A 12,983-nucleotide genomic window follows, 5' to 3' on the forward strand; every position below is an offset into this window, starting at 1 on the left:
CAAAAGAAGCGAAGTTTTAAGGATTTGTTAAGGGCCGCTCGTTTGCAGATAGGCAGAGCCCCGACAGTACGGTCAACGTTATAAAAAAAGCCCCCGAAAGCGGCTAAACTTTCGGGGGCTTCCTATGGGTGTGAAAATCGCGTTATGGAAGATCTTTTAATATCTCTGCTACGGCTCTTTCTAATTGCGGGTCCTTGTCAGCGATTCTGTCTGCAACCGTATTCTTTACATAAATATCCGGAGAGACTCCGCTCATTTCCAGATCCTGGCCTTCCAGCGTATAACATCCCCACGCAGGAACGCGATACATTGATCCGTCCACCAATCCTTTGGCGGAAGTAAATATAATCCAGCGGTAGGTCTCGGTTCCGATGACTTTACCGAGCTTCAGGGCTTTGAAACCCGCGGCGGTCATTTCTGCATCGCTTAAAGACTGCTCATTAATCAGCAGTACGATGGGTTTTCCTGCGGGCGTGAAGTTGCCCTGAGGAGCTCTCTTGCCTCCCCTATACTGCCATTGAAGATAGGGACGTTGCTGAAGAAACCGGAGCACTTCGTCGTGTACATTGCCGCCCGTATTGTAGCGCAAATCCAGGATGATCGCTTCCTTATTATTTTCCTGCTCTGCCATATCTATAAGAAAGCGATTCAATTCGCCCCCGCCCATGTTTTTCATATGGGAGTAAGCGATGCGGTTGTTGCTCCACGTATCTACTTTGTGCCGATTTTCCTTTATCCATTCGTCATAAAGCAGCTCTTTGAAACTGCTGCTGCTTTGCGGACGAATGTTCACATCATGCTCTTTCCCATCCCGTGCAACGGTGAGCTGGATTTCCGGGGCGAGTGAGGGCCACGTAAAATACAAGTCCCGATCTGCTGACGGATCTATTTCCTGCCCATTCACAGCGACCAGTCTATCCCCGGCTTTGATATCCACTTCCTTACGCGACGCCGGACTGTTTGGTACGATGCGGGCTACTCGAAATGGATCTTCTGCATCATAAATGAGGCCGAGTTCGTTTGTTACAAAGTTGAAGGCTTTACGCTCTTCTGCGCCGGTCGAATTGAAACCCAGGTGGGATGAGTTCAATTCGCCGAGCATATCGTTCAGGAGTATGCGTAGATCCGTCCGCGTATTGATGGCATCCAAATATCCCTCATATTTACGTTTAACCCCTGCCCAGTTTACCCCGTGGAAATCGGCGTCGTAAAAGTTCTCTTCTATGCCCGCCCAGGTCTCATAAAACATCTGTTTGAATTCCTGTGCCAGATCGCGGGTAAACTTAAAGCTGATATTCACTTTGTCCAGCTTATTGGCGTCGATATTGTACTTGTGTATAGTACCGCTGCTTAACGCATAGTGCTTCCCTCCTACTTCGAAAAGCTGGGCTATATGCGTGTCGGTCACCTTTTCCGTTTTTCCTTCCTCAAATGGCTCCGATACATGCCGGTAGAGTGCGCCTTTACCCTCATGATTGGAGGAAAAGAAAACAAAGGTCTTATCCCCTTTCTGAAACACCGCAGGATTGTGCTGCGTCCCGGATGAAGGGCTCACCTGGCTTATCCTGTCGGACAGATGCTCAAAATCGATAGTAACGATCTGGTTCTTTGTTTCCGCAGCAGAAGGCGTCTTTTTGGCGTTTTTATCTTTGGTGTTTGTCGTGTCGTTCTTTTCCGGCTTAGCATCGCGGAAGAGCTCGTCAAATTTGCTCTGTCGATAGGGTTCATCTATATTTTCCAACGCCATCTTATAGATGCTGGAGAACTGCATACCTGTAGGATAGGCGGGTTTGGTGCGGTTGCTTGCAAAGTAAATGTATTTCCCGTCCGGAGACCAGTAAGGGCTTGCTTCGGTCACGCCCGTGTTGGTAAGATTCGTTGTTTGGCCGTTGGAGAGGTTGTGTACAAAGATATCCTGCTCGAAGTTGCGGATTGCCGTGAATAATACATAATTGCCATCCGGAGAGAAGGATGGAGATGAATTTTGAAATGCCCATATCTCGTCCTTTACGATAACAGAACTTTTAAACGAGCTGAGGTCCATGAGGCGGACTTCATCCCTTCCGCTTAGATAAACAGCTTTTGTTAGCTCCTTGTTTAATACAACATCTCTATTGTTCCGTAAGTCGCTTGTATGCTGCTTAACCACGCCCGTGCCGTCCGCGTTTCGGGTAAACCAGTTTTGGTAACCTTTGTGCGTCTGACTGAAAAGCAACGTTTTGTTGTCCTTTAGCCATTTAACCTCCATCGCCCGTTCGCCGTTTCCGGGCATTTTGCGGACAAACTTACCTTCTATATCACTTACGAACACCTCTCCCCGCGATATAAAGGCCATCTTTTTTCCGTCGGGCGAAACATCGAAATAGCTGATGGCCGTATTCACGTCAAATTCTTTAGACTTCCCAAGCACGCTATTCCGGGCGAGCTGTATGCTTGGCTGAGTCGTTTTTTGATCCTTGACATTATAAATATACAGCTGATAATCTTTTTCAAATACAATTTTGCTGCCGTCGGCCGACACCGACGGACGTTTTATAGATTCCTTAAATTGGGTCAGAGCAGCCTTTTTGCCATTGCGGAAAGTAAATAGGTTATACTCGTCTGTCCCTTCGTCTGAAGCAAAATAGATGTTTCCCTGTCGGTCGACGCTTGGCCAAAAGTCTTTTCCTATATAGTCCGTATATTGCTTAAAGGTATTGCTTTTGGGATTGTAGGAATATATGTCGGGATTGAACGCTCCTTTATACCGCTTCCGGTTAGCAGAAGAGTAGCTCTCCCAGGAGTCATTGAACAGAAGCTCGCCGTTGGGCGTCTCTACCATCCCATGGATATAATTGAAATAGTGCGGAAAAACACGCGATGCTGTTCCTCCTTCGCGCCTTACTTTATAGCTACTAAAACGATTGTAACGCGAAGACGTAAAGTAAATGGTTTTGCTATCCCAGCTCCAGCTGTCCACTTCGTCGCTTCCATCGTGATAGGTCAACTGCTGAATATCGCCTCCACCAAGTGGCATGATGTAAACGTCCATATTGCCGTTTTGATTAGAGGAAAAGGCGAGCCATTGCCCATCGGGCGATATTCTCGGGCTGATCTCGTTGCCGTCCATTGCGGTCAACCGTAGCGCCGGCCCCCCTTCGCTTGGAACTTTCCATAAATCACCCTCGTAACTAAACACAAGCGTGCTTCCGTCGGGGCTTAATGTTGGATAAGACAAAAAGGATGGTTGCTGCGCCATTGTCCAGGAAGCCACAGTCATGGACAAAGCAAAAAAAGCGATCTTTTTATTGAACATATAAATTGGTGTAAAAATGTGCCTAAACAGCTGCGGGTATCTGTCGACCTGACAGATACGCATTCATAATCAGTGTTTTTACAAAGGTATAACTTCTGCCATATCCCAGAAGGTCCGTATTGTTTTTTTTACAACCTCGGATCGGAACGAAATCCTTATATAAAATATAATTGTTCTTTGTATATAGGGCCGTTTTATCTAAGTTTAGCATGCAGATAAGTTGCGGGACAATGCACGTGCTGGTCGTCGCCGCCCGATTAAGGCCGGACGGAGTGGTTTTTCCCGCGATATACACATAATTACTTACATATGAAAAGAGTGTTATTAGCGATCGGTTGTATTGTCTGGAGTGTGGGTTTCTGCTCCGCCCAGCGTACTGGCGGAAATAATTGGATATGGGGACCTTCTGTCGGATGGCAATATCAGAATGGCAACTTTATAAAGCTCTCCGGTTGGGGACTTTTCGCCCCAAATGAGAAACAGTACATTAAGTTCGATGCCGGAGCTAACTTCACCAGAATGGGCGGGCAGACCGTAGTCTTCCCGGAGGTTGGCGTAACATATTATCTTAGTGATAGGTTACTCTTCCCATTCATTAAAGCGGAGATTAACCCTTATACCATAACACCTAAGGTTGGTGTAGGTCTTTTATCGGTTGTTGACTTCGCCGTCGGATACGGATTCGATCTACGGACGAAAGAAGGGTTAAGACCTTTCCACGGCATAACAGGTTCAATCAGTATTAATGTCCCGCTGAATTTCCATTTGAACTAAGTGTTTGCGTTTTTTTGCGTAGTTGCCGTTCTTTTGGATAAAACACGTATTTTTGTTGTAAATCGTTTCAATGGATACATTTCGGCATTTGCAGCAGCCGACCGGCCGAAAGGTCTGGGTTCAAGGCAGGGAATATCTCTTTTTTGGTGGTACTGCGTACCTGGGCCTACTCGTAGATCCTGACTACATCGAGATATACAAAAATGGAATACACCGCTATGGTCTGAATAACGGTACCTCCCGAAGCAACAACGTTCAATTAGCTATTTATGAAGAGGTCGAGAGCCATTTGGCAAAGCGTTTTGGAATGGAGCAATGTCTCGTTCTTTCAAGCGGATATTTGGCGGCACAGCTTTGTATACAGCAATTGAAAAGGTTAGGGCAAGTACTTTATGCTCCGGGTGCGCACCCGGCATTGTGGGACGGAGAGGCGTCGGTTCCGAAGAGCGCGTTTTCCTCGTGGGCAGGGGAAACGGTTGGCTACATAAATCGGTCGCCCCACGATTCTTTTGTGATCGTCACCAACACATTTGATAATTTAACGCCGGCTGTACATGATTTCTCGCCGTTCGACCATATTGCCGAAGACAAACAGATATACTTCCTCTTGGACGATTCGCACGGTATCGGGGTTCAGGCGGCCTACAATTTCGCCGTAAACCCAGATCGGTTGCGGGGACATAAACGGGAGGTCGTGGTTGTAGCGTCGCTGGCTAAAGGGATGGGAACAGACGCGGGAGCAATATTCTGTTCGCAGGAAATGGCCTCTCTATTCCGGAACTCGCCGATTTTTTCAGGAGCCTCCCCTTCTAGTCCGGCCTCCCTGTATGCGCTCATAGCGGGCGAATGGGTTTACCGCAGACAGGTCGAGCGGTTGCAGCAAAATATTTCCCGATTGCAGGTCCTTTTGGGGGCGGGGTTTACTTCTATTCCTGCCTTCCCCGTGTTTACGGTAGGAAAGGTCGGCGCTTTTGATGATTTCCTTCAGCAGAACATCCTGATATCCAGCTTCCCGTATCCATCCGCTAAAGATCCGACAATTAATAGGATTGTTCTCTCGGCCCTGCACCAGCAAGAAGATATAGAACGCCTAGGGGCTGTTGCCAGTGCCATTCGGTGAGGCAATGTAATAAGGCGTTGAAAACTAAATGTCTATGGAATTTTGACCGAGGTTAATAGTCTATTTTTTTTCTATTTGTAGTTAAATATCTGATACAGAAAAGTTTCGGAAGCGTCATGTTTGGCAAAAAAACAGAAATAAATTTTTAAACATCATAAAAAAAAGATACTTTTGCATCCCCAAACTGCTATTGCGTTAAGGGTTGAGAAATAAATAATTACAGTAAAGACAGATATGACTAAAGCAGAAATTATTGCGGAGATCTCTAACAAAACAGGCTTAGAGAAAGTAGATGTTCAAGAAACAGTTGAAGCGTTTTTCAAGGTTGTAAAAAATGCGATGATTAGCGGCGAGAATGTGTACGTTAGAGGTTTTGGTAGCTTCGTGGTGAAAAAAAGAGCGGAAAAAACAGCGCGTAACATTTCAAAAAATACAGCGATCATTATTCCAGCCCACTACGTGCCTAGCTTTAAGCCGGCAAAAGTTTTTGTGGAAAAAGTTAAACAAGGAAATAAATAAGGATTTATGAATACCAAACAAATAGTAGTAATCGTGTCAGTTGTAGCCCTCATGGGCGTGTTGCTTGCGCGGCCTATAAAAGGTTTGGTAACGGAAGATAAAGGGACAAAAGCGTCTACGACCGCTGAATCCTCATCTGCTTTTAACTTCAAAAGTGTATCTGATATTACCAAGCAATCTATCAACCCTGGTTTAGCCCAGGAAATCACGGCATTAGAAGAAAAGGCAGAAAAGGCCAGTGGCGACGAAAAGCTCGCTTTATTGGAGCAGCTTGCTAAAAAGTGGGACGATTTAGCCAAATATGCACCTCAAGGTTTTATTTATGAGGAAATGGCGAAAATTTCTCCTAAATTTGAATATTGGTTAAAGGCTGGTGACGCTTACCGTTCTGCATATACGAACCTGCAGGACACGGCGATGGCGGCGGAGTTAAACCGGTTGGCTATCCAATCCTATGAAAAAGCAACAGAACTGGATGGCAATAGCCTGGATGCGAAGACCGGTCTAGGGGCCGCAATGGTAACCGGAACAAACAATCCAATGGCGGGCATTGCGCTGTTGAGAGAGGTGGTTGAGAAAGACCCTAAAAATATTCAGGCAAACAAAACGTTAGGACTATTTTCACTACAGTCCCGTCAATTTGACAAAGCTATTGAACGTTTCAAAACTGTTGTCGAGTTGAAACCAGATGCTGAATCGTATTTCTATCTGGCAACGGGATACGAAAATATTGGGCTAAAGAACGAAGCAATTGCTGCTTTTCAAAAAAGCAAGGAATTAGCTGCCGATCCTACCCTATCCCAGTTCATCGATAAAAGAGTCGAAGAGCTGAGTAAGTAATTAACATATTTATTTTATAATCATTTAAAAACATTAAAGCTATGCCAAGCGGAAAAAAAAGAAAAAGACACAAAATGGCTACTCACAAGCGTAAAAAACGTTTAAGAAAAAACAGACACAAGAAGAAATAAGCTTGTTGGTCTTTTAGGCTGAAGCCGCATAAGACATCGTACAATCTATGGTTTCGCTTCGGTAAGACTATAGATTGTATTTTTTCATTAACGGGTTTTTATGTTTCATCACACACTCCATGCATTAAGTTGTGCAGGCGTGTTAAAGTAAGTAGCTGTTGGTAAAGGAACTAATTATTGATTCGACTCCCGACAAGGGAGTAACTATTGCTTTACTACAGGACAAACAGCTTGTTGAGCTGAACAAGGAACAGGCCGATAACAATTTCGCTGTTGGCGATATTTATCTAGGGCGGATTAAAAAGATCATGCCCGGCCTAAATGCCGCTTTCGTAGATGTAGGCTACGAAAAAGATGCGTTCTTACATTATTTGGATTTAGGACCACAGGTTCAGTCTTTGCTCAAGCTTACGCGTATAGTAAAGAACGGTAGCTATCAAGAGAAGCTACTCAATAGTTTGAAGCTTGAAAAAGATATTGATAAAGCCGGAAAAATATCGGACATTTTGAGCCGAAACGTGCTTTTGCCCGTACAGATTGCCAAGGAACCTATTTCGACAAAGGGGCCCCGATTGAGTTCGGACCTCTCGATAGCAGGTAGATTTGTTGTATTGGTGCCTTTTTCGAGCACGGTTTCCATTTCCAAGAGGATTAAAGGAAACGCCGAACGGACACGGCTAAAGAAGATTGTAGAAAGTATCAAACCTGCAAACTTCGGTGTTATCATCCGGACGGTGTCCGAAGGAAAAGGGGTTGAAGAGATGCAGAAAGATCTGCTCGATTTAATCTCGAAATGGGAGCTGTTTACCAAACGCCTTAAGAATGCAGAACCATCACATAAGGTCCTCGGCGAAATGGATAGAGCTTCTACCATTTTGCGCGATATCTTAACGGATGAATTCACGCATATTCATGTAAATGATCAGGCCCTTTACGACGAAGTAAAATCCTATGTACAGGAAATTTCGCCCGATCTGGAAAAGATAGTGAAGCTCTATAAACATAAAGAGCCTATCTTTGACCACTTTGGCGTCGAAAGGCAGATTAAGGCGTCATTCGGCAAGACGGTGAACTTACAAGGTGGTGCCTATTTAGTCATTGAGCACACCGAGGCACTCCACGTTGTGGATGTCAATAGTGGCAACCGGATTGCCAGCAAGGAAAATCAGGAGGAAAATGCGCTCTTGGTTAATAAGGAGGCCGCAAAGGAAATCGCTAGACAGTTGCGGCTGCGCGATATGGGCGGAATTGTAGTCATTGATTTCATTGACATGCATAAACCGGCCAACAGAAAAGAGTTGCATAGTTTTTTAAAGGAGTGTATGGCAAATGACCGCGCAAAACATACCATCCTCCCACCAAGTAAATTTGGCTTGGTGCAGATAACAAGGCAACGAGTCAGACCCGAAATGAGCGTCGTGACAAACGAAAAGTGTCCAGCTTGTGAAGGTACTGGCGAAATCCGCTCAAGCATTGTATTGCTTGATGATATAGAGAATAATTTGAGTTTTATTCTTCAGGAACAGAATGAACAGGGAATAACTTTATGTGTACACCCTTATATAGGCGCCTACATTACGTCTGGTCTGTTTTCCAAAAGGCTCAAGTGGTTCTTTAAATACGGCAAGTGGATTAAAATTAAGACCGTATCATCTTATTACTTAACACAATTCCGATTCTTTAACAATAAGGATGAAGAAATTAAGTTATAACAAGACATTACGAAAAGGGGTGACACACGGTGTTACCTCTTTTTGTTTGCAAGCAGGTGCAATATTTCCTGAAGCTGATCTTCTGTGCTGCCCGCCTGCAGCCACTGTATAAGGAGACCTTCTTTTTCCATTTTTCGGAAAAACGTCATCTGCCTCTTAGCGTAGCGGTGGATTTCTGTTTCCAGCTTGCTGTAGAAAGAAGCCCTGTCCAGCTGACCAAGTAGATACAGCGAAGTATACTTATATTCGAGCCCGAAATATTGAAGATCCTCGTGGGTCATCCCCATGTCCAACAGACGCTTTACTTCTTCTTCAAGGCCCTCATCCATCCTTTCTTTTAAACGTTGGCTAATACGGCCGCGACGTATTTCGACCTGCGGATCTATACCGAAGATTATGGCCGGATAGCTCGGAGCTGGCGGCGAGGGCATTTGAAACAGACCGTTTCGTACTGCTTCGAGAATCTCAACGGCACGGACAAGTCTTTTATGCGAGCTTACGTCTACCTGGAAATCTGGTGGGATGCTGTAACGTTGCAGCCTGCTTCTTAGCTCTTCTTTGGTCAGAGGGAGAAGTTGCTCACGCAGTGGCGCATTTACCGGAACCTGGATGTAAGGCTGGGATACAAACAGGGAACGTAGATACAGGCCGGTCCCCCCTACAGCGATGGGGCATTTGCTCCGCGATAATATGTCCTCGTACGCCGTATGGAAGTCGGTTTGAAATTGCGATACGTCGTACCGCTCGTCCGGGTTTCTAATATTGATAAGGTGATAATGGACATCACCGTACTCACGGAGGTCTTTGCCGGTGCCAATATCCATTCCCCGATATACTTGGCGCGAGTCTACGCTGATGACCTCCCCGTTCATGACCTTTGCCAAAGCGACGCCGAGCTGGGTCTTCCCGGAAGCCGTTGGTCCCAAAATGGTATAAAGCAAATCAGGCGAAAGATTATCTTTCACCTGATTGAAATGAAGTATAGACGAAGGGCTTATCACACCACAAATTTAGTCCATTTTTCGTTGCTTTCATTGCTGGCCACGACGTTTTGTACGAAGGCCATACCGCGCACGCCATCTTTTACGGATGGGAAGTCGAGCTCTTCTGGAGTCGGCGTTCTTCCTTCGCGTTTAGCGCTTACAGTAGCGGCGAAGTTTCTATAGATATTGGCAAACGACTCGAGTAGCCCTTCCGGATGTCCTGCAGGGATACGTGTATTGTGTGTAGCGAAAGAGCTAAGGGTATACGGGGCGGCGTAGGCGTTCCCTGTACGGTAGATCTGTCTTGGCTGATCCAGCATTTTGATGATGAGGTTATTTGGATCTTCGTTGGCCCATTCTAGTCCGCCTTTTTCCCCATATACGCGGATCCGTACAGCGTTCTCTTCTCCCGCCGAGATCTGCGAGGCCATGAGGACGCCCTTGGCACCTTCCTCAAAACGCAATAAGACAGAGCCGTCGTCGTCGAGCTGACGTCCTTCAACAAATGTTGTTAGATCTGCGCATAAATCGGTTATACGTAGACCTGTTACGTATTCCGCAAGATGCGCCGCATGTGTTCCAATATCGCCCATAACCAAAGAAAGCCCGGACTTTTTAGGATCTGCCCGCCAGGCCGCTCCGGCATTTCCTTCCCGTTCTGTTAGGCGGCTAAGCCAGCCCTGCGGGTATTCAACAACAATTTTTCGGATTTTTCCAAAGTGCCCATCGTGTACCATGGCTTTGGCCTGCTTGACCATAGGATAGCCCGAATAGGTGTGGGTTAAACAGAGCGTGCGGCCGGTACTTTCTACGATTCTTTCCAACTCTTTGGCTTCGTCCAGGGTAACGGTCATCGGTTTTTCCACAACGACGTCGAAGCCGTTTTCCAGAGCGAGTTTTGCCGGACCAAAGTGCAGGAAGTTCGGGGTAACGATCGTTAAAAAGTCCATACGCTCCCCTTCAGGGAGCTGGGCCTCTTTCTGGATCATTTCCTCGTAGGTTGCGTATATCCTATCGGGTGACACAAACAGCTCTTCACCCGATTGTTTCGAGATCTCGGGGTTGACGCTGAACGCTCCGCAAACTAACTCTATTTTACCATCCATAAAGGCTGCTATACGGTGCACGGCGCCAATAAAGGCATCCTTGCCGCCGCCAACCATACCCATACGTAATTTACGTTTCATAAGACTGTGTAAGTTTAAGGTTTCTTTTTTCTAAGGTTAAACTTAGATAATTTTGCCTTTATATCCAATTTTAATTGTACGGCAGGCCGACACGGGACGATCAATCTCCGGAGTTTTCCGAAGGCGGAACGAAGCTGGCATAGCGAACAGGCTTTTTATAGGGGCAGCACAAGTTTGAGGCTTCCACAATTGCTGCGTAGATAGCCGCCCGGCGCCATGTTCATGAGTTCGTGCAGATGTTGTTCGCTTTTTATCGCTGTCCTCCCCTCGTCGGTGATCCAATATCGTTGGGGTGCTGTCTCGCCCCTGTTTTCAAACCCGAGGGTCTGAAGGTTAGACTCTTGCGACCAGTCCCGGTCTACATAAGTCATTATGTCGTCCGGTTGGAATTCTGATACAAAAGCTGAGATCAGCTTGGATAGACCACCGACCACGCGCAGTCCCGATTTATGGCAAAAACGCAACAACTCGAAAGAGCGGTAGGTTTCCGCTTTATCCCGCATATGGCGACCTCCGCTGAATACAGCAATGGACACCAGCTCGCCCTGATGGAATAATCCGTAGCGGTACTTTCCCGTTATGGGCGCCTGTAAGTGATGTTCAGCCAAAAAAGCATGGGCAACTTTTTTTTCTATTCTTACTGCCACGGTTTGTCGGGCATACACCACCCCTCCCTTGCCAAGTAGCGCCGCCAGCCTTAGACAGATTTTTTTACGCTCGTGCCGCAACTGGTCGTAATCCACATGAAATGTCCGATGTGGAGCGCTGGGGATCCGTCCCCCCGATACAGGTAGATAGATAAAAAGGGAAAACTGAGGAACTTCGGTGTACAGCGTTACTACATGCGCTTGCCGGCCACATACCAAGCGGATTTGTAGAGCCTCCTCCAGCTCCTTGATAAAATCTTTTATATATATCCGGATATCGTCGCCCATCGCTACAAAGTTAGCAGAATCTAAATCCATATAAATTATTATTGGTACCTTTGCGGAGAAATTTGAAAGTATGAAGTTACCTATTGTAGCATACGGCGATCCCATCTTGAGAAAGAAGGCAGAGGAGATTGACGAAGACTACCCGAACCTCAAACAGTTGATAGACGACATGTTTGAAACGATGTATGCGGCGCGGGGCGTGGGTTTGGCGGCTCCACAGGTCGGTTTGCCTATACGTTTGTTTGTGATTGATGCGTCGCCCTTTGCGGAAGACGATGAAGACGGAGAAGGAGATCCTTCGCTGAAAGACTTCAAGAAGGTCTTGATCAACCCGATCATTCTTGAAGAAAGTGGCGAGAAATGGGGTTTTAACGAAGGTTGTCTTAGTATACCGGATATCAATGAGGAGGTCGTACGTCCGTCGAACGTTCTGATTAATTATTTAGACGAAAACTTTGAAGAACAGGAAGTGATGTTGACCGGACTCGCGGCCCGTATCGTTCAGCATGAATATGACCATATTGAAGGAAAACTGTTTGTGGATAAGCTTGGGCCACTAAAAAAGGCTATGCTTAAAAGCAGATTAGACGCAATATCCAAGGGGATGATACGTGTAGGATATAAAATGAAGTTTCCGAACCTTAAAAAGAAAAGGTAAGTAGTACAGTGCTCCCAAAGCAGATGGAGCTTTTGGGGCATCGTATACTTTTCTTTATCATACGGCTCGCTATAGACGGACTATCCCCCGACAACCGGAAGCGAAAGTTTGTATTTTACTGCGACCAGACGGATGAGGAAGATAAGTGAAGCAGATGCAAATGCGTTAATAGTAGGATCCACACCTATTACACCAAGGACCACGTATAAAATAGCGCCCGACAGACAGGCCGTCGCATAGATCTCCTTGCGGAAAATCAGCGGCGTTTCGTTCATGAGGGTATCGCGGATGACACCTCCCATCACAGCAGAGAACATGCCCAGCACAATAGCCGCAATCTCCGAGCTGCCGTGCGTAAGCGATTTCTGTAAACCCACAATGCAAAAGAAGCCTATTCCTATAGCGTCAAAGAAAAACAACGTCCTGGCAAGTCTGTCTAGTTGTTTGTTGGCAAGCATGGAGATTGTTACGCCGGTAAGGATAGCGAGGAGATAGTTTCCGTCGTCGACCCATACCGGCCTCAGATTGAGAAATACGTCGCGGAGTGATCCTCCGCCGATGGCGGTAACAAATCCCGTAAACGTGGCTCCAAAAATGTCGATGTGTTTTCGATTTGCTGCCATAGCTCCGGAGATAGCAAAAACCATGGTTCCTAACAAATCAATGAAATAGATGATGTTCATCGGCGTCTGCAGCTTGTTTTACAATAATACTAAAAAAAACGATTATTGTTTGGAGGGCACTGAAAAAGCCTCAATTTTTTAATGAGATTTAAAGAAATGACTGAGTATAGGTGTTCCCTTACTCGGTCATTTTTGTTTAAAGGGTT

The 12,983-nt window shown here is 46.0% G+C and carries 11 protein-coding genes; 6 read left to right on the plus strand and 5 right to left on the minus strand.

The window, feature by feature from the left end; all coding sequences use genetic code 11:
• Positions 1–142: 142 nt before the first annotated feature.
• Entirely contained in the window at positions 143–3,295 is a 3,153-nt protein-coding gene (locus BC792_RS15340) for a S41 family peptidase (RefSeq protein ID WP_148909896.1), read from the minus strand.
• 309 nt (positions 3,296–3,604) lie between these two features.
• On the opposite strand from BC792_RS15340, the gene BC792_RS15345 reads away from it, so the two are divergent.
• The 5 genes from BC792_RS15345 (at position 3,605) to BC792_RS15365 (ending at position 8,391) form a co-directional block, all read left to right on the plus strand.
• Positions 3,605–4,069 carry a hypothetical protein gene (locus BC792_RS15345; RefSeq protein WP_148909897.1) on the plus strand — a complete coding sequence of 155 codons (465 nt, stop codon included), beginning with the start codon at positions 3,605–3,607 and terminating at the stop codon, positions 4,067–4,069.
• Positions 4,070–4,139: 70 nt separating this feature from the next.
• A complete protein-coding gene (locus tag BC792_RS15350) occupies positions 4,140–5,189 on the plus strand; it encodes a PLP-dependent aminotransferase family protein (protein ID WP_148909898.1) in 1,050 nt (349 codons plus the stop codon).
• A 234-nt stretch (positions 5,190–5,423) separates the two neighbouring features.
• Positions 5,424–5,708 carry an HU family DNA-binding protein gene (locus BC792_RS15355; protein WP_093364748.1) on the plus strand — a complete coding sequence of 95 codons (285 nt, stop codon included), beginning with the start codon at positions 5,424–5,426 and terminating at the stop codon, positions 5,706–5,708.
• A 6-nt stretch (positions 5,709–5,714) separates the two neighbouring features.
• On the plus strand, positions 5,715–6,548 hold the full coding sequence (locus BC792_RS15360; RefSeq protein ID WP_148909899.1) for a tetratricopeptide repeat protein: 834 nt from the start codon (positions 5,715–5,717) through the stop codon (positions 6,546–6,548).
• A gap of 289 nt (positions 6,549–6,837) precedes the next feature.
• Positions 6,838–8,391 (plus strand): Rne/Rng family ribonuclease, encoded by a 1,554-nt coding sequence (locus BC792_RS15365; protein ID WP_148909900.1) that lies wholly within the window; start codon positions 6,838–6,840, stop codon positions 8,389–8,391.
• A gap of 32 nt (positions 8,392–8,423) precedes the next feature.
• On the opposite strand, the gene miaA is transcribed toward BC792_RS15365, so the two are convergent.
• The 3 genes from miaA to BC792_RS15380 form a co-directional block, all read right to left on the minus strand.
• Entirely contained in the window at positions 8,424–9,356 is a 933-nt protein-coding gene (gene miaA / locus BC792_RS15370; RefSeq protein ID WP_148909901.1) for a tRNA (adenosine(37)-N6)-dimethylallyltransferase MiaA, read from the minus strand.
• Between the two features lie 32 nt (positions 9,357–9,388).
• A complete protein-coding gene (locus BC792_RS15375) occupies positions 9,389–10,561 on the minus strand; it encodes a Gfo/Idh/MocA family protein (protein ID WP_148909902.1) in 1,173 nt (390 codons plus the stop codon).
• A gap of 155 nt (positions 10,562–10,716) precedes the next feature.
• Positions 10,717–11,526 (minus strand): hypothetical protein, encoded by an 810-nt coding sequence (locus tag BC792_RS15380; RefSeq protein WP_148909903.1) that lies wholly within the window; start codon positions 11,524–11,526, stop codon positions 10,717–10,719.
• 40 nt (positions 11,527–11,566) lie between these two features.
• Here BC792_RS15380 and def point away from each other — a divergent pair, with 40 nt between their 5' ends.
• Positions 11,567–12,154, plus strand: a complete 588-nt coding sequence (gene def, locus BC792_RS15385) for a peptide deformylase (protein WP_148909904.1) — start codon at positions 11,567–11,569, stop codon at positions 12,152–12,154.
• An 80-nt stretch (positions 12,155–12,234) separates the two neighbouring features.
• Here the strand turns inward: def and BC792_RS15390 are convergent, their stop codons facing one another.
• Positions 12,235–12,837 (minus strand): trimeric intracellular cation channel family protein, encoded by a 603-nt coding sequence (locus BC792_RS15390; RefSeq protein WP_148909905.1) that lies wholly within the window; start codon positions 12,835–12,837, stop codon positions 12,235–12,237.
• Between the last annotated feature and the right edge of the window lie 146 nt (positions 12,838–12,983).

This window comes from Sphingobacterium allocomposti (assembly GCF_008124885.1).
Lineage (GTDB): Bacteria > Bacteroidota > Bacteroidia > Sphingobacteriales > Sphingobacteriaceae > Sphingobacterium > Sphingobacterium allocomposti.